Below are 24730 nucleotides of genomic sequence, written 5' to 3'. Positions count from 1 at the left end.
CCCCGAGAGTGAGCCGACGTACGGGGAGTACGTGCCGCCCGAGCCGGAGCCGCAGGCGGCGACGAAGGCGCCGCCGAGGCCGGCGCCGGTCCCGACGAGCACGCCGCGCAGGGCGAAACCGTCGCCGGCGCCGACGCCGACCAGGACGCAGCGGCGGTGCCCGCCGGGGTGGGAGGACGTCTGGTGGATGCGCCGGTGGTGCGAGCGGCTCGGCGAGCGCGACGGGCCGCGTGATGGGGACGGTCACCGTGGTCGCTGAACCCATTACGCACAGGTGATCGTAAAACCTGTAGTACCGTTCTGCCGCTGTTCCGCATTTGCGCATCAGGAGGAAAACCACCGTGCCGAACCCCCGGTCGGCGGCGCTGACCGCGGTCTTCCTGGTGATGACGATGCTCTCACCGCAAGGCGTCGCGGGCGCGGCCGAGTCCGACACGCTGGAGTCGTTGCGCCAGGCGGCGTCGAAGGCTCGTGACGAGCTGGAGAAGGCCACGAAGCAGATGAAGAGCCGTGAGAAGGATCTGGCCGCCTCGCAGGTCAAGCTGCGGACCACGCTGAAGGATCTCGCCGTGGCCGAGGCCGAGCTGAACAAGATCCGCGAGCCGCTGGCCAGGCTGGCGAACACCTCCTACCAGTCGAGCGGGGCCGTCGGGTCGATGTCGATCTTCGGTAACGGCGATCCGCGCGAGGCGCTGCGTTCGACGGCGGACGTGACGCTGCTCGCCAGGTCCCAGCAGGCGCTCGTGGACCGTGCCGACGATCTGCAGGAGAAGCGGAAGCGGCTCGCCGCGACCGCGCAGGAGCTGCAGTCGCGCAACGCGGTCGAGCAGACCCGCCTCCAGCAGGACGTGGACGGGCTGAAGGACAAGTCGGCGCAGCTCACCAAGCAGCTCAACACGAAGCTCGACAAGCTGGAGGTGAGCAAGCTGAAGCGCCTGCAGCTCAAATGCGACGAGGGCCTCGCCGACGAGGCCAAGGACTTCCCCAACGGGCTGATCCCGGCGAAGTACCTCTGCGCCCTGCCGCAGAAGGGGCACAAGCTGCGGGCCGACGCGGCGCTGGGCTTCTACAAGCTGAACGCCGCGTACAAGCGCCGGTTCGGCCGCGAGATGTGCGTCACCGACGCGTACCGGAGCCTGTCGGAGCAGCACTCGGTCTACGCGAGCAGACCCGGGTTCGCGGCCGTCCCCGGGACCAGCAACCACGGCAAGGGCCAGGCCCTCGACCTGTGCGGCGGCATCCAGACCTCGGGCTCCGTCCAGTTCAACTGGCTGGAGGCCAACGCCGAGAAGTACGGCTGGTTCCACCCGGCGTGGGCCTACAGCAACCCGTTCGAGCCCTGGCACTGGGAGTACGGCACCGAGACCGAGTACTGACCGCACCCCCGCCGAAGCCCGTGGGGGCGGAACCGCGCGGGCCTTGGGCGCCCTGGGCGAGATCCGCCGCAGCAGCACGTCGATCTCGGCGCGCCGGGCGGTGCCGCGGGCGGGCAGCACCAGCCGCATGCCGTCCAGCGCGGACGGCGGCACCGGTTCGCGGATCTGCAGCGCGGGCGGCGAGATCAGCACGACCTCCCGCTGCTCGAACGGGTGCGCGGACATGTCGCCCGGGACGGGCAGGTCGGTGAGCAGTGGTCGAGCGGTGAGCCTTCGTGCGCTTTCTAGACGGCGGGGGTCTCGGTGGCGGGGACGACCTCGGCGGTGCAGTGGCGGCAGCGGCGGGCCTTGATCGGGATGTCGCTGAGGCACTGCGGGCATTCGCGCTCCGTGGCCTCCTGGCCCCGGTCCATGCGCTCGATCAGCTTGGTCGTCGGCAGCACGACCACGAAGTAGACGATCGCCGCGGTGATGAGGAAGGCGATCGCCGAGGTCACGAAGATTCCGTAGGGGAACTTGGTGCCGTTGATCGTCAGGACGAGGTCCGTGTAGTCGGGCTCGCCGCCGATGAGCGCGATCAACGGCGTGATGAACGATGTCGCGAAGTCCTTGACGAGGCCGGCGAACGCGGCTCCGACCACGAACGCGACCGCGAGTTCGACGAGGTTCCCGCGGAGGAGGAACTTCTTGAAACCACTCATGCCGGCTCCGGAGTCTCGGGGGTGCGCCTCACCGCTGGACGGGTGCGCAGGAACGGCTACGGATCGTAATGAATCCCTCGCTGCCACGCCAAGCCGGGCCCAAACAACTCCTGACGTGCTCATACACGGACAACAGGGGCGGATCCCCCCCCGGGCGGTGCGGGGTTGACGGTTCAGCGGGCCACCGTTGCGGTTGCGGTCGGACATCCGGCTCGACGACATCGCGGCGCAGGCGGGGGTGACGGTCCAGACGGTGCTGCGGCTGTTCGGGTCCAAGCCCCGGCTGTTCCAGGTCGCGCTGGACGAGGTGATCGCCGAGATGCGGGTGACCTTCGAGCAGGCCGAGCCCGGTGACATCGCCGCGGCGGTGCGGACCTGGTTCGACCACTACGAGGAGTTCGGCGACGTGGTGATCGCCAACTTGGCCGACGAGCACGATCCCTCGGTGGCGCCGGTCGTCCGGGTCGGCCGCGAGCGGCACCGTGAGCGGGTCGAGACCGTGCTGGCGCCGCAGCCGGCGCGGTTCGCCGGCGCCCGGCGGGACCAGGTGGTCGATGCGCTGGTCTGCGTCTGCGACGTCTACACGTGGAAGCCGCTCCGCCGGGACATGCGGCGGCTCCGCGAGGAGGCCGAGGCCACCATGCACATGATGATCAGCTCAGTGCTGGGGGTGGAATGACCCATGGCTCGTTTCCTGTTCGTCTCGTGGGGTGGAGCGGGCAACCAGACGCCGGTGTCCGGTCTCGCGGCCACGCTGGCCGTCCGCGGCCACGACATCACCGTCGCCGGATACCCCGACAACGGTGGCCTTCCGGACGGGTTCGCGTTCATGGGACCGGTGTTCGAGCCGCCCCGGGAGCCGCGGTGGACGCCGCCGTGGGCGGCCGGTGACCACCGCCCGCTCGTGGTCGCGAGCTTTCCACGGGACAGGCATGGGACCAGAGCAGCCGCATCCGGCGGACCCGGGACGCCATGGCGGACGGCCGGCACCGTGTGCTGATCACCACCGGCCCCGTTCACCGTCGATTCCACGCCCGACCGGCCCTGCGTGTCGCTGGTTCCGTAGGTGCCGCACGACGCCGTCCTTCCCGAAGCGTCCGTCGTGATCACCCATGCGGGCCACGGCACCGTCTCCGCCGCCCTGACCCACGGCGTCCCGATGGTCTGCCTGCCCAACCTGGCGGCCGACCAGCCCGCGCTGGCCCAGCGGGTCGCCGAACTCGGGGCCGGGATCGTCCTCGACGGCGACGCCGCGACACCGCCCGACATCGCGGGGGCCGTCCGCACCGTGCTCGGCGACACCGCCTACCGCGACAATGCCCGCCGTCTCGCCGAGGTGATCAAGGCCGCGCCCGGGACGGAGGGAATCGCTTCGCGGCTCACGGGCCTCCTGGCCGTGAGGTGAAGCGGCGTGAGCCTGGCCCGCTCGGACGACCCCCGCGGCTCCGAGCCCCCCGCGGGCGGCACGCGCCGGCCCGGCGGACCGCGGGCGGAGACCTCGGCGATGGGCGCCGGGCGGACCGGCCGCCGGGGAGGCGCGGCGTTCGGGGCCCGGCTACCGCCGTGGACACGGGTGGGGTCATGGGGTGGTGATGGTCAAGGAGAGGGGAGCGGTGGTGGCCGCCAGGGCGAGGGCTTGTGTCCTGGTGGTCGCCAGGACCAGCAGGGCACCCTCCCGGCGGTCGGCTTCGCCGGACGCGGGGACGGTGATCACCGGGAGCGCCGTTGCCACGACCCGGGCGCCGGCTTGCCCTGAGGGCACTGGCATGTCGGGCAGGGAGGGAGGTTCCGGGGTGGTCAGGACGTCGATGTGGTCGCCCGGGCGGACGAGGCGGACGGCGTCGGCGTCCGCTATGCGGATCGGAGTGGCCACCGTGTCCCGGCCGTAGCCGCCGAGGAGGCCGTCGCCGACCACGCGGGCGTCGGTGAGCGGCTCGCCCCGGCGCATGGGGGTGGCCAGGACGCGGCCGTCGGCGGAGCGGAGGGTGCCGGACGGGGCGGTGCCCGGGGGCATGTCCACGTGGCGTACGTCGGAGCGGGTGAGGGTCGCCCCGGCGGGCAGGTCGCGGGCGGCGGCGAGGACGCGGACGGACGGCGGCGGACCGGGCCGCAGGGCCATCAGGGCGAGGCCGGCGGCGGTCGCGGCGAACAGCGCCGCCAGCGGCCGCCGCATCCGTGCTAAGCGGCCGTTCACGGCAGCTCCAGCGGGAGCTTCATGCCGTCCAGGGCGTTCGGGCAGGGGCAGTCGCGTTCGGCGGGCAGCGTCTTGACGACGTCGGCGATGAGGGTGCGGAGGCGGTCGATGTTCTCACCGAAGACGCGGAGGACCTCCTCCATCGTGACGCCCTCGCCCTCCTCGATCCCCGCGTCCAGATCGGTGACGAGGCACAGCGAGGTGTAGCAGAGCGCGAGCTCGCGAGCCAGGACGGCCTCGGGGTGGCCGGTCATCCCGATCAGCGTCCACCCCTGGGAGGCGAACCACTGGGACTCCGCCCGGGTGGAGAAGCGCGGGCCCTCGATGACCACGAGCGTGCCGCGGTCGGCGGGGTCCCAGCCCGCCGTCCGCGCGGACTCCACGGCGGCGCGGCGGCCCGCCGGGCAGTACGGGTCGGAGAACGACACGTGCACGGCGGCGCCGTGCTCGTAGTAGGTCTGCTCGCGTCCGGACGTGCGGTCGGCGAGCTGGTCGGGGATGGCGAGCGTGCCGGGGCCGTGGTCGGGCGTGAGGGAGCCGACCGCGCTCGGCGCCAGCACCTGCCGGACGCCGAGCGAGCGCAGCGCCCACAGGTTGGCGCGGTAGGGGATCTTGTGCGGCGGGAAGCGGTGGTCGCGGCCGTGCCGGGGCACGAACGCGACGCGGCGGCCCGCCAGCTCGCCGATCGCGATGGGATCGCTCGGAGGGCCGTACGGGGTCTGGACCCGCACCTCCTCGACGTCGTGGAGGAAGGAGTAGAACCCGGAGCCGCCGATGACCCCGATCTCGGCGGCGGGCTGGGCTGCGGCGGAAGGCTGAGTCGGCATGGCGCCGACATTAGCCAGCCCGCCCCGGCGCCCGGAACACCGTCCGCCGATTGTGGATAACCCCGCGACCGGACGAAGCGACCGGACGAAGCGACCGGACGAAGCGACCGGGCGAAGCGACCGGGCGAAGGGGCCCGGCCGGAGCCGGGCCCCTTCCCTTCCCCGCCCCGGCCGGAGCCGGGGTCCTCGCGGGTGTCAGCCGACCGGTTCGGGAACCTTGGGCGGCGGGTCGGCGACCGGCTCCCGCCTGGCGAGGCGTCCCGGCGCCCAGATCCGCCGGCCGAGGTCGTGCGCCAGGGCCGGAAGCAGCAGGGACCGGACGATGAACGTGTCGAGCAGCACGCCGAACGCGACCACGAAGCCCATCTCGACCATGAAGACCAGCGGCAGCGTGACCATGGAGGCGAACGTCGCCGCCAGCACCAGGCCCGCCGAGGTGATCACACCGCCGGTGACGGTGAGCCCCCGCCGGATGCCGCGGCGGGTGCCGAGCTTCTGCGACTCCTCCCGGACGCGGTGCATCAGGAAGATGTTGTAGTCGACCCCCAGCGCGACCAGGAAGATGAACGCGAGCAGCGGGAAGGCGGAGTCGGTGCCCTCGAAGCCGAAGCCGTACTCGAAGATCACCGCGCAGGCGCCGAGCGAGGCCAGGAACGACAGCACCACGGTGCCGATCATCAGCAGCGGCGCGACGACCGCCCGCAGCAGCGCGATGAGGATCAGGAACACCACGCCCAGCACGATCGGGATGATCACCATGTTGTCGCGCGCGGAGGCGTTCTTGGTGTCCAGCGCCGTCGCGGTGGTGCCGCCGACCTTGGCGTCCGCGGACGGGACGCCGTGCGCGGCGGTCCGCAGCCGGTCGATGGTCGTGCGCGCGGCCTCGCTGTCGGCCGGGTCCTTCAGCGTCGCCTCGTACTTGACCAGCCCGTTCGCCGTGACCGGCCGGCTGACCTCGGCGACGCCGGGCGTGCCCCGGACGGCCTCGGCCAATCGGTCGGACGCCGCCGCCGAGCCGATCACGACGGCCGGGGAACCGGATCCGTCCGCGTAGTGACGGGCGACGACCTCGGCGCCCGCGACCGAGTCGGGCTTCTCGGTGAACTGCCCGGCGTCCGAGAGGCCGTCGGCCTTCAGCGTGCCCAGGCCGAGGGTGAGGACGACCAAGCCGAGCGAGGCGGCGGCCCAGAGCGCGCGCGGGCGCCTGCTGACCAGAGCGGCCACCCGGCTCCATATGCCGTGCTCGGCGTCGTAGGCCTCCGGCTCCAGGTACTTGGCGTCGTAGCGGGGGATCAGCGGCCAGAACAGCCAGCGGCCGCAGATGACGAGGAGCGCGGGCAGAAGGGTGGTCATGGCGCCGAGGGCCATGAGGATGCCCGCGGCGGCGACGGGCCCCATACCGGCGGTGGAGTTCATCTCGGCGAGCATCAGGCACAGCAGCCCGGCCGCGACCGTGGCGGCGGACGCGATGATGGCGGGCGCGGCGCGGTGCAGCGCGTAGGCCATGGCCTCGTGCCGGTCCTCGTGCCGGTGCAACTCCTCCCGGTAGCGGGCGACGAGCAGTAGGGCGTAGTCGGTGGCGACACCGAAGACGAGCACGGTCAGGATTCCCGCGCTCTGGCCGTTGACGGTGAGGTCGGCGTACTTGGCCAGCAGATACACCATCGACTGGGCGAGCCCCAGAGCGAAGAGCGCGCTCAGTACCGGAACGAACCACAGCATCGGGCTCCGGTAGATGATGAGCAGCAGGACGATGACGACGGAACCAGCGGCCAGGAGCAGGAACCCGTCGAGGCTGTCGAACACCTTGAACATGTCGGCGCCCTGCCCGGCGGGCCCCGTGACGTGTGCGGTCAGTCCGGGCGGCCCGCGCTGGGAGAGGTCGCGCGCCTCGTCGACCGCGCCGGTCACGTCCTCCTCGGTGAGGGGGATCAGGGTCTGCAGTGCCTTGCCGTCCTCGGACGGGATCGGCCCCTGCACCTTCTGCGCACCGGGCAGGTTCTGGAAGGCGGAGACGTCCGAGGCGGCCTTGGCGCGGTCATCGGCCGTGACGCCGCCGGAGCGCTCGTAGACGACGACCGCGAGCATCGTCTCCTCCGAGCGGAACTGCTCGTCCATCTCGACGACCTGGGTGGATTCGGCGCCGGAGGGGAGCCAGGCGGCCGCGTCGTTCTCCTCGACGTCGCCGAGTTTGCCGGCCAGCGGCCCGAGGGCGACCAGCAGGACGACCCACGCGGCCAGGACGGCCCACTTGGTGCGCCTGCCGGCGATCAGTCCGGCCAATCGATGGGCCCATGTTCTGGGGGGAGCCGGGCTCTGTGCGGTCATGGGTTCCTCTCCTGTGCCACTCCGGCAACGAGATATGTCGCGTTCGCCAGAATGTCTCGATAGTAGAGACAAAGTCAAGTACTATCGCGAAATTCCGGTGTCTCCAGGCCTGTCGCCTCCGGGCCGGGAGACCGTCGAGAACGTCCGAGGAGACCGGCCCTGCCGGGCCTCTCTCATCCCCTCAATCGTTGCCTGGAGGCGTGCGCGGCGCCTCCGGCGTCAGGCCGGACCTGCGCTACCTCATCCGCGGCAAGGGCGCACCCGTAGATACGTCTCGAGATGTAGCCGCCGCCTAGGAGACCGACCCGACAGGTGGAGGCCGGGGTGGGTCCTCAAAACGAGTCCGGGCATGCCGAAAACCGGAGGAACCGCCAGCCGGATCGACGACTGTGCGGATCCCCCGGTCGATCGGCGCAGGCCGGAGGTGCCCTCAGGCGGTCAGGCGACCTTCTCGGAGGACGACGAGGAAGAGGACGACGTGCTGGAGGACGACGAGGAGTCGCCGCCAGACGACGATGAAGAAGAGGACGACGAAGACGCGTCCGACTTGGACGAGTCAGACGAGCCGGACGAGTCGCCGTTCGAGGAGGACCCGTTCGACGAGGCGCCGGCGCCCGCGGTCTTGCCGGAGCCGCGGCTGTCGGTGCGGTAGAAGCCCGACCCCTTGAAGATGATCCCCGCCGCGGAGAAGACCTTCCGCAGCTTCCCGGAGCATGCCGGGCATTCCGTCAGCGCGTCGTCGCTGAACTTCTGCACGACTTCCAGAGGCTCTGCGCACTCGGTGCAAACGTACTGATACGTCGGCACGGTTCCTCCTCGCTGACTCAGCCCGGCTGAGCCCGGACTGGCACTCCATCTGAACGACTGCTAATGGTACCCGTCACTGGAACACGATTCGCCCCCGGCCTGTTCCCCGGCCGGTCGGAGCCCGGAGACCGGAGTCGGCGGGCCGGGGGAGCGGCGCGTTCACGTACCCGTCTCGCCGAACCAGCCGGCGAGCCGGCCCCTCCGGCTGACCGCGCGCAGCCGGCGTTCCGCGGCGTCGCGCACGGCGTCGGTGGTCACGACCAGGAGCGTGTCACCCGCCTGCAGAGGCGTGGTGGGTTCCGGGACGAAACTGGACCCGTTGCGCACGACGAGCGTGACGGAAGCCCCGGACGGCAGCCGCAGCTCGAAGATCTCCACACCGTTCAGCATTGACTCGGGCGGGATCCGGACCTCCAGCAGGTCGGCGTGCAGTTCCTCCAGCGGCGCGGCCTCGACGTCCAGCTCCCGCGTCTGCTCGTCGCTCTTCAGCCGGCACAGACGCGCGGCCAGCGGCAGCGTGGGGCCCTGGAGCAGCGTGAAGATGACGACGATGGTGAAGACGATCGAGAACATCCGGCCGGCGCCCTCGACGTGCTCCACCATCGGGATGGTCGCGAGGACGATCGGGACCGCGCCGCGCAGCCCGGCCCAGGACGCGAACATCTTCTCGCCCCACGACAGCCTGAAGCCGATCGTGGCCAGCACGATCGACAGGGGACGCGCGATCAGCAGCAGCACGGACCCGATCAGCAGCGCGGGCACGATCTGACCGGGCAGCTCGCTGGGGGACGCGAGCAGGCCCAGCATTACGAAGACCCCGATCTGGGCCAGCCAGGCGATGCCCTCCGCGAAGCCGCGGGTGGCGGGACGGTGCGGAAGCCGGGCGTTGCCGAGGACGACGGCGCCGACGTACACGGCGAGGAACCCGCTGGCGTGCAGCAGCGCCGCGGCGCTGTAGGCGGTGACGGCCAGCGACAGCACCGCGATCGGGTAGAGGCCGGAGGCGGGCAGCGCGAGCCGGCGCAGGCCCTGCGCGCCGAGCCAGCCGATGGCGATGCCGATGACCGCGCCCGCGACCAGCTCGTACACCATGAGGCCGAACAGCTCGGGCAGGTTCGGGGCCCCGGTGTGGGTGCTGAGCGCGATCACGATGATCACGACGGGCGCGTCGTTGAAACCGGACTCGGCCTCCAGCATCCCGGAGAGCCGGGACGGCAGCGGAAGCCGCCGCAGCACCGAGAACACGGCGGCGGCGTCGGTCGGGGCCAGCACGGCGCCGAGCAGGAACGCCGGACGCCAGTCCATGTCGATCAGCCACATGGCGGACAGGGCCACCACGACGATGCTGATCAGCGTGCCGATCGTGGACACCATGATGGCGACCGGCACCGTGGGCCGGACGTGCCGCCAGTTGGTGGTGACGCCGCCCTCAGCGAGGATCAGTACGAGGGCGGCGAAGCCGAGCGTATGGGCGAGCTCGACGTCGTCGAAGTTGATGTGGAGGGGGCCGCCCTCGCCGATGAACAGGCCGAGGCCCATGTACGCCAGCAGCGACGGCAGGCCGAGCCGGTGCGACAGCCTGACCGCGATGATGGCGCTGAGTACGAGCGTGGCCCCGAGGAGTAGCCAGATGTCGAGATGCACATCCCACCCTTCGGGGTCGTCAAAGTTGATCGTTTAGGAATCCTACAGATTCACGGGCCGATCGCACATTTGCGGTACAGGGATGGCTTGCCCAGGGCACCCGCTATCGTCGCCTGACGTGCGGGTTCATCCCGTTGACCACATTCTGCACCTCGCGCCCCTGGACGGCCGCGGTCACGTTGTCGCGCACGAGTGACACGAGGTTCAGCTGGGACTGGATGGACGCGCCCGCCGTATGCGGGGACAGGAGCACGTCCTCATGGGAGCGGAGCGGATGGTCCTTCGGAAGGGGCTCTTCGTCGAACACGTCCAGTGCCGCCCCCGCCAGGCGTCCTGATTCCAGAGCGTCGATGACGGCGTCGTCCGGCACGATGCCCCCGCGCGCCACGTTCACCAGCAACGCCTTGTCCGGCAGCAGGGCGAGGCGTTCCGGGCCGATCAGCCCCCGGGTCTCGTCCGTCAGCGGCAGAGCGAGGACGAGGATGTCCGACGAGGCCAGCAGGTCGTCGAGTTCCCTGTACCTGGCCGCCGCCTCGGGGCGCCGCCGCCTCGTCCAGTACGAGACGGCGCAGCCGAGCGCCGCGAACAGCCGCGCGGCCTCCGCGCCGATCGCGCCGAACCCGACGATGCCGACGCGCTGCGTGTGGATCTCCCGGGGCCGCCGGGCGATCACGTCCAGCTGTGGCCACCCGCCCGCCCGGACGCCCCTGTCGGCCATCGCGAGGTGGCGGCACAGGGCGAACGACGCGCCCACCGCCCACTCGGCGACGCCGCGCGCGTTGAACCCCGCCGCGTTCGCCACGGGCACGCCCGCCGCCGTCAGCGCGGCGACGTCGATGCTGTCCGTCCCGACGGAGGGCATCTGGACGAACGCCAGGCGCGGCGCGGCGGCCACGGCCTCCGCGTCCAGCGCCAGTTGCCCGCTGAAGTCGCCGATCACGATATCGGCGCCGGCCGCCGCGTCGAGCAGGGCGGCGCGCTCCCTGGCCTGCGGGAACGCGACCTCCGCGGCCTCACCGAGCGGTTCGAACAACCCCCGGACGACCTCCTCCGCGATCGGGGGCAGGGACAGGATCCGCCACGGCTTCGTCATCTCGAACCTCCCGCTCGACCCTCCGCGCGACCGCCCCCGATCATGCCCCGACTCTAGAGGTCAGGGGAGGCGGAGGAGGCCGGTGGACGGGGTGGCGACGGCGCGGACCCGCTGGTCGTGGGGCTCGGCGGGGACGGTGTCCCGGAGCTCCGAGTCGTACAGCAGCGCCACGGTCAGGATCGCCGGGCCGACCCGGGCGAGCGCCCGGTCGTAGGAGCCGCCGCCGCGCCCGAGGCGGACGCCCGTCCGGTCGACGGCGAGCGCCGGGGCGAGGACGACGTCCGCGCTGGCCACCGCGCCGGGGCCGCGGGGCGGCTCGGACGGCTCCGGGCACCCGCGCGCCCCGGGGACGAGGGAGTCCGGGCCCTCGTAGGACGCCCAGTCCAGATCGCCGTCCGGGAGCAGGCGGGGGAGCAGCACGTACGTCCCGCGCTTCCACAGGGCGAACAGCAGCGAGCGCGTGTCCGGTTCGGTGTTGATCGAGACGTAGGCCGCGATGGTCCCCGCCATCTCGACCTCGGGCACCGACAGCAGCGCGTCGCGGATGGATCTCGCGGCCGCGGCGCGCTCGTCCGGCGGCATCGCCGCACGTCTGCCGAGCAGTTCGGCCCGTAGGCCGGTCTTCGAAACGATGTCCTGCACGCTGCCGTCCTCATAGGTGGCTAGGGTCTGTACATGGCCGACACTTCACGTGTGCTCAAGGCGGTCGTCCCGGCGGCCGGTCTCGGTACCCGATTCTTGCCCGCCACCAAGGCGACGCCCAAGGAAATGCTGCCCGTCGTCGACAAACCGGCGATCCAGTACGTCGTCGAGGAGGCGGTCGACGCGGGTCTCAGCGACGTCCTGATGATCACCGGCCGCAGCAAGCGGTCCATCGAGGACCACTTCGACCGGGCGTACGAGCTGGAGGAGGCGCTGCGCGCCAAGGGCGACGACGAGCGGCTGAACGCCGTCCACGAGTCCAGTGACCTGGCCGTCATGCACTACGTCCGGCAGGGCGAGCCGCGCGGCCTCGGGCACGCGGTGCACTGCGCCCGCCAGCACGTCGGGAACGAGCCGTTCGCGGTGCTGCTCGGCGACGACATGATCGACGCCCGGGACAAGCTCCTGCACCGCATGATCGAGGTGCGCGACCGCCACGGCGGCAGCGTGATCGCGCTGATGGAGGTCGAGCCCGACCAGGTCTCGTCGTACGGGTGCGCGGCCATCGAGGCGACGGACGAGGACGACGTCGTCCGGGTCTCCGACCTCGTCGAGAAGCCCTCCGCCGAGGAGGCGCCGAGCAACTGGATCATCATCGGCCGCTACATCTGCGACCCCGCGGTCTTCGACGTCCTGGAGAAGACCCCGCCGGGACGCGGTGGCGAGATCCAGCTGACCGACGCGCTGCGCACCCTCGCCGACACGCCCGCCGGCCAGGGCGGCGGCGTCTACGGGGTCAAGTTCCGGGGACGCCGCTACGACACGGGCAACAAGCTCGAATACCTGCGGACGGTCGTCCAGTTCGCTTCGGAACGCCCCGACCTGGCGCCGGAGTTCATGCCGTGGCTGCGCCAGTTCGTGCGCGAGCACGACGCCTCCAACGGCGTGGGCGGTCCCGGGCAGCCGTGACGGCAGGCCACACTGGGACCGTGGGCATGAGATCGGTCGACGAGCACCTGACGGAGATCCTCGGCGGCGTCGCGGTGCTGCCGCCGCTCGACATGGCGCTGCTGGAGGCCCAGGGGACGGTGCTCGCCGAGCCCGTGTCCGCGCCGGTGCCGCTGCCGCCCTTCGACAACTCCGCGATGGACGGCTACGCCGTCGTCGCGGCCGACATCGCGGCGGCCACCGAGGCCGACCCGGTCGCGCTGCCGGTCATCGGCGACATCGTCGCGGGCGATTCCGGGGTCTCCGCGATCCGGCCGGGCATGACCGCCCGGATCATGACGGGCGCGCCGCTCCCGGCCGGCGCCGACGCGGTGATCCCGGTCGAGTGGACCGACGGCGGCAACGCCACCGTCCGGGTCTCGCGCGCCGCGCCCGAAGGCAACTACATCCGCCGCGCCGGTGAGGACGTCGTCGCCGGCCAGGTCGTCGTGGACGCGGGCACGCGGCTCGGCGCCCCCCAGATCGGCATGATCGCCGCGGTGGGACGGTCCCGGGTGACCGTGCGGCCGAGACCCCGCGTCGTGGTCGTCGCCACGGGGGACGAACTGCGCGAGCCCGGCTCCCCCCTGGGGCACGGCCAGATCTGGGAGTCCAACGCCTACATGCTCACCGCGGCCGTCGCCGAAGCGGGCGGCGTGGGTTACCGCCAGGCCACCGTGGAGGACGAGCCGGGCAAGGTCTTGGAAATGCTCGAAGACCAGCTCGTCCGCGCCGATGCCATCGTCACCACTGGCGGCGTCTCCATGGGCACCAAGGACGTGGTCAAGGAAGTACTGACAGGCACGGGGACGGTGGGATTCCACAAGGTCCGCATGCGCCCCGGCAAGCCGCAAGGGTTCGGCCTCCTCGAAGGCACGCCGGTCTTCACGCTCCCGGGCAACCCCGTAAGCGCGTACGTCTCGTTCCAGGTTTTCGTGCGTCCCGCCCTGCGGGCCATGCAGGGACTGTCGTCCGAGCCACTGCCCACGGTGAGCGCCGTCCTCGCCGAAGACGTCAAGTCGCCCGCGGGGCTCCGCCACTTCCTGCGCGGCAAGCTGTCGTTCGACCGTGGCTCCTACACCGTCACCGCGGCCGAAGTGCAAGGCTCGCACCAGCTCGGCTCACTGGCGTCCGCGAACGCGCTCATCGAGCTTCCGGAGGACGTCGAGTCCCTTCCCGCCGGTTCCCACGTCGACGTCATGAGGTTGCCGTCTTGAGTGGCCCCGAATTCACTCACCTGGACGACGCGGGTACCGCCCGCATGGTCGACGTGTCGTCCAAGAACGTCTCCGCCCGCACCGCGACGGCCACGGGCTTCGTCCACCTCTCACCCGAATGCGTCGCCCTTCTGCGCGCCGGCGACATCCCCAAGGGCGACGCCCTGTCCGTCGCCCGCATCGCGGGGATCATGGGGGCCAAGCGCGTCCCCGACCTCGTCCCCCTGTGCCACCCGATCGCGCTGCACGGCGTCACGGTCGACCTGGAGATCCGGGACGAGGGCGTGGCGATCACCGCGGTCACCCGCACCGCCGACCGCACGGGGGTGGAGATGGAGGCCCTGACGTCCGTCAGCGTCGCCGCGCTCGCCCTCGTCGACATGGTCAAGGCCGTCGACCCCGCCGCCGTGATCACCGACGTGCGGGTCGAGGAGAAGACCGGCGGCAAGAAGGGCGAGTGGCGCCGATGATCAGGGTGATGGCGGTCACCGTCTCCAACCGCGCCGCCGCGGGCGTCTACCCGGACAGATCCGGCCCGGTGCTGGTCGAGATGCTCGAAGACCTCGGCTGCCAGGTGGACGGCCCGGTGGTCGTCCCCGACGGCGAACCGGTCGCCGTCGTCCTGCGGGACGCGGTGGCCACCGGCTACGACGCCGTCGTCACGTCCGGGGGCACGGGCCTCACCCCGACCGACCAGACCCCGGAAATGACCCGGCAGGTCATCGAGTGGGAGATCCCGGGCATCGCCGAGGCCATTCGGCTGGAGGGACGCGAGCAGGTGCCTGCCGCGATCCTGTCCCGCGGTCTCGCGGGCGTGGCCGGCCGCACGCTCGTCGTCAACCTGCCCGGCTCGACGGGCGGCGTCCGCGACGGCATGACCGTCCTCGGCGGAGTCCTGGCCCACGCCGTCGACCAGATCCGGGGCGGCGACCACCCAAGCGGTTAGGCGCGCGGCGGCCGGTTCCTGTGACAACGGTCCCCGAACGTCCCGCGTGCCCGTTTTCTCGGCGACAATTGATGGCGTCCGGACGTCCGACCAGGGAATCATGGAACCGTGGAACGTTTGCGGGGATGGCCCGCCACGCTGACCGAAGGTCCTGTCGGGCTGCGGCCGTTACGGCACCGCGACTCCGCCGTCTGGCGCGACCTGCGGGTGCGCAACGCCGACTGGCTCCGTCCGTGGGAACCCACCAACCCCGAAACCCCGCTGTTCCGCAGCGGTCTGGGACCGTACCTCAGCATGATCCACACCATGCGCCGTGAGGCCCGCCAAGGGCTGGCCCTTCCCTGGGTCGTCACCCACGAGAACGAATTCTGCGGGCAGCTCACCATCGGCGCCATCGTGTGGGGCTCGGCCCGTTCCGCCCAGATCGGCTACTGGGTGGACAAGCAGGTCGCCGGCCGCGGCGTCATTCCCACCGCCGTCGCCCTCGCCGTCGACCACTGTTTCTTCACCGTGGGCCTCCACCGCCTGGAAGCGAATATCCGCCCGGAGAACACGGCAAGCCGCCGCGTCGTCGAAAAGCTCGGATTCCGTGAAGAGGGAATTCGCCGCCGCCATCTGCACATCGACGGAGCCTGGCGGGACCACATCTGCTACGCGCTGACCGTCGAGGACGTCCCCGGTGGCCTGCGCGCCCGCTGGCTGGCCGACCGCAAACAGGCATTTCCCCGCCGCACTTGAGCCGGCCGCGCCTTTCCCCGTAAGAATCCTGCGATCGAGAAGCCTTGGCAAACAGAGAGTAACGGCGCACTCGATCTCGCGACACACCGCCCCTTATGCTCGTCAACCTCTGACACCCCCTCGTACCGTGCGGGGCGTGACCCTGCTCCCATTGCACGTTCGCGCGCCGAAAGTCGGCCCGCGAGTCGAGCGTGCCCTGGGAAGGTGGGCCCAGTGAGCAGCGCCGTCCTTTACCTCGCCATCGTCGCCGTCTGGGCCATCGTTCTCGTGCCCATGTGGCTGCGCCGCGACACCGAGGCGACCGGATTCACCCGCCTCCTCCACAAACGCTCCGACGAGCCGCTCCTCGAAGAAGAGGACGAGGAACCAGAGGAGCCCGAAGAGCCCGAGGAGGTCCCGGAGCCCCGGCGGCACCGCCCGCCGAGCCGCGCCACCGTCATCGCCCGCCGCCGCCGCCGCACCACGGGCCTCACCGCCCTGCTCCTCACCACCGCGGCCGTCGCCGCGTCCGGCCTCGCGCCCTGGTGGATCACCGCGCCCCCGGCCCTCCTCCTGGCCGGCCACCTGGCCCTGCTCCGCGTCGCCGTCGGCATGGACACCGCCCGCCGCCAGGCCGCCGCCCAGGCCCGCGCCCACGCCCGCGCCAGAGCCCGCGAGGCCCTCCACGCCGCCGAAACCGCCGAACCGGCCGAGGTCATCGAACTCCCCACCCCCGAGGAGGTCTTCGACCAGTACGCCGCCGACCGCCGCGCCGTCGGCGAATAACCGGTGCGCGAGCACCCCCCGGAGTTTGCTAACCTAACGGAGTCCTCGGGGCTGTGGCGCAGTCCGGTAGCGCACCTCGTTCGCATCGAGGGGGTCAGGGGTTCAAATCCCCTCAGCTCCACCCAAGGTCAGGCCCGCTTTCTGGGCCTGGAACGCAGTCCCACAACCACCCCGCTGTGGGAATTCTGTGGGACGATCATGGAATCGTCATCGGCGTCACCCCCTTCCTTCCTCGCCCTCCGGGCCTTCATCAGCTCGTCCAGGATCGCGACCGGCGACCCGTCCGACAGCTCCAGCCGCGCATCGAGCGCCGCCTCCCACCGCGCCGTGAGCGCGTCGAGCAGCTCCGCCCGCATCCCGTCGGTGATATGGCTGTACCGTGCGCCCACCCCGCCCATCTCGTGGCCGAGCCGCTCATGGGCGAGCTTCAGGTCGATGCGGTCCTCATTCATCCACGTCTTGTGCGTGTGCCGCAGTAGATGCGGCGTCAGCCCGTCCGCGATCGGCACCCAGCACGCGGTGGAGCGCTCGACATAGTTGCGTCCGCGGACCGGCACGCCGGGGAACGGGTCGGCCTCGATCGGCACCGGCCGGCGGGGGAGAGGCGCCTTCTTCGGAAACCATCCCTCGGCCGCCGGCTTGAACGCCATCGACTCGAAGCCGCTGCGCCTCCAGTGCGCGGCCGTCACGGGGACGAGCTTCTTTCCCTCCCGTCGCCTGGACGTCCGGCCGGTGAACACGAACGCCCCACCCTGGTGCGTCTCGGCCACCTGGCCGTCGCGGAAGCACGAGCACACCGGCACGCGTGCGGCCTGAGTCGCCGCGACCTGACGCGACAACAGGCCCGCGAGGAACGGCGGCAGGTCGACGTCGCGCCGGGAATCCTCCTTCGGCGGGCCGAGCAGCCAAGTGCCGTCGTCCAGTTCGCCGAGCTGCTGCTCGATGCGCATCGTGCTCATGCGGAAGTACCGGCGTTCCAGCCCGGCCAGCTCACCCCACCGCGCGCCCGTCCACGCCAGCGTGGCGACGAGGATGAACTCGTCGTCACGTCCGCTGAGTACGGCGCAGCGCTCGGCGAGCAGCAGCGCGCCGGTGGGGGAGACGACCGGCTTCTCGGCCGCACGGTGCCGGGCCTTCCCCGCGCGCCGGCCCCGGCCGCGCGGCCGGGACACAGGGTTCACCTGGATCTTCCCCTCGGCCGCCGCATCGCCCATGACGACGGAGAGGACCCCGCGGTATGTGCGGATGGACTCGGGCTTGTAACCGTCGGCGGCGAGCTGTCGCTCCCACGCCTGGACGCGGTCGCCGTCGATGTCGCCGAGCGGCTCATCCTCGAACGTCGGCAACAAGATCGTTTCCAAGGTCAAACGGTAGTTTCCGAGCGTCCGCGGCGCGAGATCCTGCCGGGGGAACCAGATGTTCACCCACTGGCCGAACGTCTCACGTCCGGCGTTCGGGTCGTGCCAGCGGCCGCCGCGCACTTCGGCCTCGGCGTCGTCGCCAGCCTTCTCCGCGTCGCGCTTCCGCTTGTACCGGACGGTGTCGCCGGCGGCGTTTTTCACCGTCGGCCACTTGCCGCGCCCGTCGCTGAACCGGGCGATGTAGTAGGCGCCGCTGCCGGTACCGCGCTTCTCGGCGTAGGCCATCAGCGCCTCCTACCCGCAGCGAGGGCTTGCGCCTCGATGATCAGTGCATCCACCACATCAGCGGGTTCGTCGAGAAGCTCGCCGATCTCATCAGGGGTCATGCTTCGCTCGTACAGTTCCCCCACGATGCGCAGCAGATGTCTCCGCTCTGGCGAGGGGTAGCTGCCCTCCTGGTCGACCTGCGCGCTCAGCAGGTCGAGGAAAGCGCTCGTCACATGGAGTGGGAGTTCGGTCTCATATGCGCTCGCCAGCCAGCCCTTCATCTCCTCCATGGCGACGTCTTCGGGGGAACTGAACTGGGTGATGAACCGGTAGACCCGGCCGCGTTCTTCCGCTAGCCGCCTGTCCCAGTACTGCCGGAGGATCTCCTTCATATCCTCGGGAAGGTCGGCCTCCTCAATCCGGCGGACCGTCTCCGTGCGCGAGCTGGGGGGTTCCGGTGGCCTGGAGAGGACATCGATACCGATGTCAGCGTCCACGTGGCCGGACAGGACGAGCAGTGGTTCGAGTTCCGTCTTGAGCACGCGGCTGAGGCGGACGAGGTGTTCAACGCTGGGGCGGGAGCCCTTGCGCCAGCGGGAGACCGTGCTCTGGGGGAGTCCGAGGGCACGAGCGAGGTCCGCTTCGCGCGGGTAGCCGAGCGCGCGGGACATGTCCGCGAGCCAGCGGGCGAACGAGAGTGGTTCTGTGGTGGGGCGTGGATCGTCCCGCATTGCGGGGGCCTTTCATGGTTCGGGTTGCGTCGGGGAAGTAACGCGCCCTCACCCTAAGCTGGGGACTTGCGTGCACGCAACTACTCGCATGGTCCGTTGCGGTCCGGTGTCGCCCGTTACGAACCCATGTCATACGACAGTCTGTAGTTATCCACAGGTATGGCGCACGTCACACAGGCGGGGTGGCGGTGCGGTCGCCGCTGGAATGAAATGGCATATTCCCGCAAGTTAACGTCAGGTCCGCGGCCGCAGGTGGACCTTGCGCTGTCCAGAATCGCCCGGTTCGTGTCGCTTGGTTCTGTGTTACTCGCCGTCGAATATCGCACAACGCAAGTCTCTCGTGGGGAAGGGTTGCGGCTCGGCTTGCCAACGCCGTCCGGGGCCGCTAACGTCGTCGCGGACGATCTAGCGGGGGCTCATACGAACCGCTGGGGACATCGTCACCCACAACTTAAAAGGGCCTGAAGGATCCCGCCGGTGGTAGGACACCGACGCCTTCAGGCCCATCGCCACATCCGCACCAGCCCTTGCCAGGCCATGATTTGGAGCAGCGATGCGCCACCTTAGTATGCATTCGCGCCTTCGGGAACCGTCCCGAGTGGAACAGAGAGCAAAGTCTCTCCCCACCAGCGGTGACCCTCACCACCTCGGTACCACCCACCACCTCGGGCGTCTCTGGCACGCGTTCTCCGACGGCAGCCTCATCCCGGTGGTCGCCGGCGGCGCCGTGAACGTCGAGGTCGTCTCGGTCACACCCGAGCTGCCGACGCTTCTCACGATCTCCGAGACCGCCCGCGAACTCCGGGTGGCCAAGTCGACCGCCGCGGCCCTCGTCGCCAGGGGCGACATCGAATCGGTGATCGTCGGCGAGAGGTCCCGGCGGGTGCCGCGCGAATCGCTCCTCGCCTACATCGACTCCCTGCGCGGCGAATAGCCATGGGCACCGCAGACACAGCCGTCCGGGCGTCCGGGCGGCGCAACGAACCTGCCCAGATCCCCGCCAACCTCCGCCTCCACAGTCCCGAGGAAGCCGCCCACATCCTCGGCGAGGACGTCGTTACGCCCTCATGGATCCGCGAGAAGGCCCGCAAGCGGGAGATCGACTTCGTCCTGATCGCGGGGAAGGTCGCCCTTACCGACGACAACCTCCTCGCTCTCGTCAAGCAGCACGAGGTGAAGGCGACCGGCGCCGAGCAGCGTGCCGCCGCGCCCCGGCGCCGCCCCGCCGCCAAGGTCGGCGGCACCGCCGTGACCGCCCTGCGCGCCCGCCAGCCGAAGCGGAGGTCAGCATGAGCGCGGCCAAGCGCAAGGGCACCGCCGCCGAGACCGCCGTCGTGAACTACCTGCGCACGCAGGGATGGCCGCACGCCGAGCGCCGCGCCCTGAACGGCGTGCTGGACCGCGGCGACGTCGCCGGCGTCGTCGGCACCGTCGTGGAGGTGAAGGACCAGGCCCGCACCGAGCTGGCCGCGTGGCTCGACGAGACGGCCCGCGAGACCGAGAACGACGGGGCCGCCTACGGGGTTGTCTGGCACAAACGCAGGGGGAAGGGCTCGCCCGCTGACTGGTACGTGTCGATGAGCGGCGCCACGTTCGCGCGCCTCCTCGCCGACGCCCTCGGCATCGGCAATACGGAGGTGTCCGGTGGCTGACCCATTCGACACCCCCAGCCAGGGCACTGAGGACGTTCAGCGGGACCGGTTCGGCCGCCCCCTCGTCGTCCCGCCCGAGGGCGGCAAGCCCGAGGCTTACCGGCGATGCACGACGCACGTGAGCGTCCTGGAGGACATGTACCTCCTCCAGCGTCGACAGATGCGGATGGTTGCCCTCGGCATGGCGAACCGCCCGGACTTGGTTCTCGCGACTGGAGCACACCGCGACGACCGGAACGAGATGAACCGAATCGTCGATCAGTCGATGGAAGCCGCCCAGGCCCACGCCCAGGCCAAGATCGGTACCGGCCTCCACAAGTTCACGGACACCTGCGACCGCGGTGAACCCCTTGGCCCGGTTCCCGAGGCGTACCGCGCCGACCTCGACGCCTACACCCGCGCCACCAGTGTGTTGGAGGTCATCGAGATCGAGCGGTTCGTCGTCCTGGACGAGCTGAAGATCGGCGGCACCCCCGACCGGATTGTCCGCTACCAGGGCCGCAGCTACATCGCCGATCTCAAGACGGGGAGCATCGAGTACGGCGCCCTGAAGATCGCCATGCAATTGGCGGTCTACTCCCGGTCGATGTTCTACGACCCGGTCACCCACGAGCGGACGCCGCTGGACGTCGACCAGGACCGCGCGATCGTCATCCACCTGCCCGCCGGGCAGGGACGCTGTGAACTCCACTGGGTGGACATCGCGACCGGATGGGAAGCCGTCCAAGTCGCCAACCAGGTGTGGCAGTGGCGCAAGCGCAAGGGGCTGTTCGCCCCGCTGACCGACGTGCCCGCCGAGATCGCCGCCGCGTCCACCATCGACGACCTGATGGCCGTGTGGGGCCGCCACCAGGCCGGCTGGACCGACGATCTGACCGCCCTCGCCGCCGCACGCAAGGCCGAGCTGACCGGCGGCGCGCGATGAGACCCCGGCCGTGCCGCCGCTGCGGCGCGCCCGTCCTGACCGTCCACGAACGCGACGTGCGAGTCGCGCTGACCGGCGTCATCGATGCCGACCCGCTCAGCGTGTTCGCACCCCTAGACCCCGGGCCGATCTGGGAGAAGAACCCGCGGCTCGGATGGATGTCCCTGGACATCCCCCGGCGGCGCGGCAACCCGCTGCACCGCTCACACCAGTGCACGACAGATGTGTGCCAGAACGAAAGGTCAAGCCAGTGACGGACCAGTTCGACGCCCCCGCCTCCGGCGGAGTGAAGATCACCGAGTTCGAGGGACAGCTCCTCCTGCTCACCCCGACCGCGCACGAGCAGGAGATCCCGACGGCGTACGGCCCGGCCGACGCCGTGACCACCACCATCGCGGTCCTCGACGGTGACGGTGCCGGTGACGAGCACACCGACGTGAAGGTCTTCCAGAAAGCCCTCATGGGGCAGCTCCGCCCGAAGATCGGCAGCGGCCGAATGGTCCTCGGTCGTCTCGGCCGCGGCACCGCCAAGCCCGGCCAGAGCGCCCCGTGGCTGCTGGCCGACCCGACCGAGCAGGACAAGCAGGTCGCGCGGGACTTCCTGGCCCGCAAGCAGAACGCGCCTTTCTGACGGGTGACCGGGCCGGAGGCGACCCCAATTCGCCTCCGGCCCGGCCCGCCGGTCATCCACAGCACCATCCCAGGGGGTACATCCAATGGCAATCGAGCCCAGCGACGACGAGCTGCTCGCCCGCTGGAACAAGATCCTGGCCGACGGCGACCAGGACAAGATCGACGCGTTCCTCGCCGAGGTCGACACCCATGACGCCGCCCGCGAGGCGCGGCTCACCCGCCCCGGTGCGCTGGGGGGCGCGGCGGAGTGGTACGCCGCCAGCGGCATCGCGGTGTTCCCGTGCCGGCCCCAGGGTAAGGCGCCCCTCCCCGGCACTCACGGGTTCAAGGACGCCACCACCGACCTGGCGCAGGTCCGCGCCTGGTGGACCGCCACCCCGGAAGCGAACATCGGCCTGCCGACCGGGCACGGGTTCGACGTCATCGACATCGACCCGCCGCACGGGCCGCTGTCCGTGCTGGACCTGCGCGACGCCGGCCTCGTCCCCGAGGTGATCGGGAAGGTCATCACGCCCAGGTGCGGTGATCACCTGTACGTCCGTTCGACCGGCGACGGCAACACGTCCGGGATCCTGCCCGGGATCGACTACCGGGGGCTCGGCGGCTACGTCGTCGCGCCGCCGTCCATCGGACCGAACGGGGTCCGCTACACGTGGGCCCGTCCCCTCGACCTCGCCGCGCTCGGTGTGAAGGCCGCCTGAGAATGGCGAGCTTCATCGACGCCGTCAAGGCGTACAGGCAGAAGTCGGAGGAGGCCCCGGAGGGCGCGGGGCCCGATCCGTTCGACTCGCCCGCCGACCCGTTCGACGCCCCCTCGGCGCCGTCCGGGTCGGCAGGGGGTGGGGACCGCGCCGCCGGATACGCGGCCGCCGCTCTGGACCGGGAACTCGACGCCCTCCGCGCGGCCCCCGAGGGCACCCGCAACCATGCGCTGAACAAGGCCGCGTTCAGCCTCGGGCAGCTCGTGGCCGGTGGAGAGTTGGACGAGAACACGGTGGTCTCGGCTCTTACCGACGCCGCACGCGCCGCCGGGCTCGACGACAAGGAGATCGGCAAGACCATCAACTCGGGGCTGTCCAAGGGGCGCCTGAACCCGCGCACCGCCCCGCGTGAGCGGATCCTGCACGGCGTCTATGAGAACCACGAGCAGGCCGCAGCGTCCTGGACCGAGCCCGAGCCGCTCGGCGACGACGGCGACCCACCCGGTCCGTTCCCCGTCGAGGTGCTCCCCGGTCCGGTGCGGGAGTTCGTGACCGCCCTGGCCGCCAACACCCAGACCCCCGTCGACATGCCCGCGATGACGGCCCTGTCGGCCCTGTCGGTCGTGGCCGCCAACCGGGCGTGGATCTCCGGCGGGTCCGGCTGGGTCGAACCCCTCGTCTTCTGGGGGATCACCGCGCTGCCACCGGCGTCCCGCAAGTCCGCCGTCGTCTCGGCAGCCGCGCGGCCGCTGTACGCGATCGAGCGGGACGCCCGCGACCGGTACGCCGAGGACAACAAGGGCACCGAGGAGCGTCTCGCCGTGGCACTGAAGCGCAAGGACGCGCTCATCAGCAAGGCGGCCAAGGCGGAGGCCAAGCATGAGCGCGACAACCTCCAGGCCGAGCTGGACGAGGTCGCCGCCGAGATCGACGAACTGACCGTCGGGACGCCGCCGCGCCTGCTGGTCGACGACATCACGCCGGAGGCCCTCGGCATCGCGCTGCAGAACAACGCGGGCCATGTCGGGATCATCAGCGCGGAGGGCGGCGTGTTCGCCTCCATCAGCGGGCGATACCAGCAGGGCACGCCCCAACTCGACCTGGCGCTGAAGTCCTACGACGGGGACGCCTACCGCGCCGACCGGGTGGGGCGTGATCCGGTCACCATCGACCGGCCCGCCGTCGTCCTCGGCCTCGCCGTCCAGCCGCACGTCCTGGCCGAGACGACCCAGACACCCGCCCTGCGCGAGCGCGGGCTGATGGGCCGGTTCACCTACTGCGTGCCGGTCGACACGGTCGGGGCACGGTCGGTGGACGCCCCGGAGATGCCCGCACATACCGCCGCTGGATGGCATCGGCTGCTGGCCGGTATCGCCTCACTCCCCGTGTGCGGGGACGACAGCGCCCTGCGGGTCCTGCAACTCGACCGGGACGCGCTGGAGCTGCACCGCGGGTTCCGCGCCGTCCTGGAGCCGAGGCTGCACGCCGAGACCGGCGACCTGGCGTTCATGACGGACTGGGCGGGCAAGCTCGCCGGGCGCGTCCTGCGCATCGCCGGCCTCCTCCATCTCGCGGCCGGTGCGTCCACCTCCATGCCCGTGTCCCTTGACACGATGCACGGCGCCGTCCAGATCGGGGAGTGGTCACTGCTGCACGCGGTGGCCGTGTACGGCGGGTGGCGCGGCACCGACCACAACCTCGGTGCCGAGCGTGTCCTGCGGTGGATCCGCCGCACCGGCAAGCCCGAGTTCACCGTCCGGGAGGCGTGGCAGGCGCTGCGGGGACAGGCGTGGTGCGACCGCACCGATGACGTCCGTGACGCGCTGGTGACTCTCGCCGAGGCGGGATGGCTCACGAGCGTTGAGCGGACCATGAGTGACGGGAAGAGGCGCGCCAAAGGCGGCGTCTTCATCCCGCATCCAAGCCTCCTGGAGGGGCCGTGAGGCTCTGGGGAGACTTTGGGGTCCGCCCAGAACGGGGGCGGGGATGTCCGCCATTCCCAGGACAAACGGCCCCCGACCTGCACCCGGAGGGTTCTGGGGATTTTGGGGATGTCCCTCTCTAAAAGGTTTATCTCAGATTACCTAGTTACTTACTGTAATCGTCTCGTAACTAAGGGGAGGATTCGGGGCCCTCCGGACCCGTGGAAAGGCGTATTCGCCTTACCCCCCATCCCCAAAACCCCAAAAACCCCG

28 protein-coding genes, 1 tRNA gene and 1 pseudogene are annotated in these 24730 nt (G+C 70.9%); 20 read left to right on the top strand and 10 right to left on the bottom strand.

All coding sequences use genetic code 11. The annotated features are described in order from the left end of the window. Positions 1-341: 341 nt before the first annotated feature. Entirely contained in the window at positions 342-1376 is a 1035-nt protein-coding gene (locus tag E1281_RS18530) for a D-alanyl-D-alanine carboxypeptidase family protein (RefSeq protein WP_131879838.1), read from the top strand. A 284-nt stretch (positions 1377-1660) separates the two neighbouring features. On the opposite strand, the gene E1281_RS18525 is transcribed toward E1281_RS18530, so the two are convergent. Continuing rightward, positions 1661-2077 (bottom strand): MscL family protein, encoded by a 417-nt coding sequence (locus E1281_RS18525; protein ID WP_131879836.1) that lies wholly within the window; start codon positions 2075-2077, stop codon positions 1661-1663. A 193-nt stretch (positions 2078-2270) separates the two neighbouring features. Here E1281_RS18525 and E1281_RS18520 point away from each other — a divergent pair, with 193 nt between their 5' ends. From E1281_RS18520 to E1281_RS18510, 3 genes are all read left to right on the top strand, one after another. After that, positions 2271-2756, top strand: a complete 486-nt coding sequence (locus tag E1281_RS18520; protein WP_165958993.1) for a TetR/AcrR family transcriptional regulator — start codon at positions 2271-2273, stop codon at positions 2754-2756. Positions 2757-2759: 3 nt separating this feature from the next. Beyond that, on the top strand, positions 2760-3077 hold the full coding sequence (locus E1281_RS18515; RefSeq protein WP_131879832.1) for a hypothetical protein: 318 nt from the start codon (positions 2760-2762) through the stop codon (positions 3075-3077). A gap of 66 nt (positions 3078-3143) precedes the next feature. After that, complete coding sequence (locus tag E1281_RS18510) at positions 3144-3482, top strand: nucleotide disphospho-sugar-binding domain-containing protein (protein ID WP_131879830.1); 339 nt, start codon at positions 3144-3146, stop codon at positions 3480-3482. A gap of 174 nt (positions 3483-3656) precedes the next feature. Here E1281_RS18510 and E1281_RS18505 read toward each other — a convergent pair whose 3' ends face one another. The 3 genes from E1281_RS18505 to E1281_RS18495 form a co-directional block, all read right to left on the bottom strand. After that, entirely contained in the window at positions 3657-4271 is a 615-nt protein-coding gene (locus tag E1281_RS18505) for an SAF domain-containing protein (RefSeq protein ID WP_243717090.1), read from the bottom strand. Further along, complete coding sequence (locus E1281_RS18500) at positions 4268-5098, bottom strand: S-methyl-5'-thioadenosine phosphorylase (protein ID WP_131879828.1); 831 nt, start codon at positions 5096-5098, stop codon at positions 4268-4270. Before E1281_RS18500 ends, E1281_RS18505 begins: the two co-directional genes overlap by 4 nt. Positions 5099-5293: 195 nt before the next feature. Continuing rightward, positions 5294-7426: an MMPL family transporter gene (locus tag E1281_RS18495; protein WP_131879826.1), complete on the bottom strand. Its 2133-nt coding sequence runs from the start codon at positions 7424-7426 to the stop codon at positions 5294-5296. Positions 7427-7775: 349 nt separating this feature from the next. Here E1281_RS18495 and E1281_RS42830 point away from each other — a divergent pair, with 349 nt between their 5' ends. Continuing rightward, on the top strand, positions 7776-8078 hold the full coding sequence (locus E1281_RS42830; protein WP_347813293.1) for a hypothetical protein: 303 nt from the start codon (positions 7776-7778) through the stop codon (positions 8076-8078). Between the two features lie 14 nt (positions 8079-8092). Here E1281_RS42830 and E1281_RS42825 read toward each other — a convergent pair. The 4 genes and pseudogenes from E1281_RS42825 to E1281_RS18475 form a co-directional block, all read right to left on the bottom strand. Beyond that, positions 8093-8233 (bottom strand): annotated as a pseudogene (locus E1281_RS42825) (FmdB family zinc ribbon protein); the annotation flags it as partial. 159 nt (positions 8234-8392) lie between these two features. Then, on the bottom strand, positions 8393-9877 hold the full coding sequence (locus E1281_RS18485) for a potassium/proton antiporter (RefSeq protein ID WP_131879822.1): 1485 nt from the start codon (positions 9875-9877) through the stop codon (positions 8393-8395). 103 nt (positions 9878-9980) lie between these two features. Continuing rightward, on the bottom strand, positions 9981-10970 hold the full coding sequence (locus tag E1281_RS18480) for an NAD(P)-dependent oxidoreductase (RefSeq protein WP_131879820.1): 990 nt from the start codon (positions 10968-10970) through the stop codon (positions 9981-9983). 60 nt (positions 10971-11030) lie between these two features. After that, complete coding sequence (locus tag E1281_RS18475) at positions 11031-11612, bottom strand: 5-formyltetrahydrofolate cyclo-ligase (RefSeq protein WP_131879818.1); 582 nt, start codon at positions 11610-11612, stop codon at positions 11031-11033. A gap of 33 nt (positions 11613-11645) precedes the next feature. Here E1281_RS18475 and galU point away from each other — a divergent pair, with 33 nt between their 5' ends. The 7 genes from galU to E1281_RS18440 all read left to right on the top strand — a co-directional run bounded on the left by galU (position 11646) and on the right by E1281_RS18440 (position 16386). Next, a complete protein-coding gene (gene galU / locus E1281_RS18470; RefSeq protein WP_131879816.1) occupies positions 11646-12581 on the top strand; it encodes a UTP--glucose-1-phosphate uridylyltransferase GalU in 936 nt (311 codons plus the stop codon). A 26-nt stretch (positions 12582-12607) separates the two neighbouring features. Further along, positions 12608-13816 carry a gephyrin-like molybdotransferase Glp gene (gene glp, locus E1281_RS18465; protein ID WP_131879848.1) on the top strand — a complete coding sequence of 403 codons (1209 nt, stop codon included), beginning with the start codon at positions 12608-12610 and terminating at the stop codon, positions 13814-13816. Between the two features lie 44 nt (positions 13817-13860). Beyond that, positions 13861-14286 (top strand): cyclic pyranopterin monophosphate synthase MoaC, encoded by a 426-nt coding sequence (moaC, locus tag E1281_RS18460; protein ID WP_131879844.1) that lies wholly within the window; start codon positions 13861-13863, stop codon positions 14284-14286. A gap of 8 nt (positions 14287-14294) precedes the next feature. Next, positions 14295-14762, top strand: coding sequence for a MogA/MoaB family molybdenum cofactor biosynthesis protein (locus tag E1281_RS18455; protein WP_243717088.1), 468 nt, complete (start codon positions 14295-14297; stop codon positions 14760-14762). A 108-nt stretch (positions 14763-14870) separates the two neighbouring features. Beyond that, positions 14871-15500, top strand: a complete 630-nt coding sequence (locus E1281_RS18450) for a GNAT family protein (protein ID WP_165958992.1) — start codon at positions 14871-14873, stop codon at positions 15498-15500. Positions 15501-15713: 213 nt separating this feature from the next. Beyond that, positions 15714-16265, top strand: coding sequence for a hypothetical protein (locus tag E1281_RS18445; protein ID WP_131879814.1), 552 nt, complete (start codon positions 15714-15716; stop codon positions 16263-16265). A 47-nt stretch (positions 16266-16312) separates the two neighbouring features. Then, positions 16313-16386: transfer RNA gene (locus E1281_RS18440), tRNA-Ala, on the top strand. A gap of 7 nt (positions 16387-16393) precedes the next feature. On the opposite strand, the gene E1281_RS18435 is transcribed toward E1281_RS18440, so the two are convergent. Together E1281_RS18435 and E1281_RS18430 are read right to left on the bottom strand one after the other, a co-directional pair. Next, on the bottom strand, positions 16394-17911 hold the full coding sequence (locus tag E1281_RS18435; RefSeq protein ID WP_131879812.1) for a tyrosine-type recombinase/integrase: 1518 nt from the start codon (positions 17909-17911) through the stop codon (positions 16394-16396). Then, positions 17911-18624, bottom strand: a complete 714-nt coding sequence (locus tag E1281_RS18430) for a transcriptional regulator (protein ID WP_131879811.1) — start codon at positions 18622-18624, stop codon at positions 17911-17913. Before E1281_RS18430 ends, E1281_RS18435 begins: the two co-directional genes overlap by 1 nt. A 598-nt stretch (positions 18625-19222) precedes the next feature. On the opposite strand from E1281_RS18430, the gene E1281_RS18425 reads away from it, so the two are divergent. From E1281_RS18425 to E1281_RS18390, 8 genes are all read left to right on the top strand, one after another. Then, entirely contained in the window at positions 19223-19558 is a 336-nt protein-coding gene (locus tag E1281_RS18425) for a helix-turn-helix domain-containing protein (protein WP_207943345.1), read from the top strand. A 2-nt stretch (positions 19559-19560) separates the two neighbouring features. After that, the gene (locus tag E1281_RS18420) at positions 19561-19917 is read left to right on the top strand and encodes a hypothetical protein (RefSeq protein ID WP_131879809.1); all 357 of its coding nucleotides are present in this window, start codon (positions 19561-19563) and stop codon (positions 19915-19917) included. Further along, positions 19914-20276, top strand: coding sequence for a hypothetical protein (locus E1281_RS18415; RefSeq protein WP_131879807.1), 363 nt, complete (start codon positions 19914-19916; stop codon positions 20274-20276). Before E1281_RS18420 ends, E1281_RS18415 begins: the two co-directional genes overlap by 4 nt. Further along, complete coding sequence (locus E1281_RS18410) at positions 20269-21201, top strand: hypothetical protein (protein WP_207943344.1); 933 nt, start codon at positions 20269-20271, stop codon at positions 21199-21201. Before E1281_RS18415 ends, E1281_RS18410 begins: the two co-directional genes overlap by 8 nt. Beyond that, complete coding sequence (locus E1281_RS18405; RefSeq protein ID WP_131879805.1) at positions 21198-21455, top strand: hypothetical protein; 258 nt, start codon at positions 21198-21200, stop codon at positions 21453-21455. Before E1281_RS18410 ends, E1281_RS18405 begins: the two co-directional genes overlap by 4 nt. Beyond that, on the top strand, positions 21452-21832 hold the full coding sequence (locus E1281_RS18400) for a hypothetical protein (RefSeq protein ID WP_131879803.1): 381 nt from the start codon (positions 21452-21454) through the stop codon (positions 21830-21832). The genes E1281_RS18405 and E1281_RS18400 overlap by 4 nt, the downstream gene beginning before the upstream one ends. An 85-nt stretch (positions 21833-21917) precedes the next feature. Beyond that, positions 21918-22535: a bifunctional DNA primase/polymerase gene (locus E1281_RS18395; RefSeq protein WP_131879801.1), complete on the top strand. Its 618-nt coding sequence runs from the start codon at positions 21918-21920 to the stop codon at positions 22533-22535. Between the two features lie 2 nt (positions 22536-22537). Further along, positions 22538-24478, top strand: a complete 1941-nt coding sequence (locus E1281_RS18390) for a DUF3987 domain-containing protein (protein ID WP_131879799.1) — start codon at positions 22538-22540, stop codon at positions 24476-24478. Positions 24479-24730: the final 252 nt, after the last annotated feature.

Origin of the sequence: Actinomadura sp. KC345 (assembly GCF_004348515.1) — a bacterium.
GTDB lineage: Bacteria > Actinomycetota > Actinomycetes > Streptosporangiales > Streptosporangiaceae > Spirillospora.
Note: the sequence above shows the minus strand (reverse complement) of the source record. Positions and strands in the feature narration are given on the sequence as shown.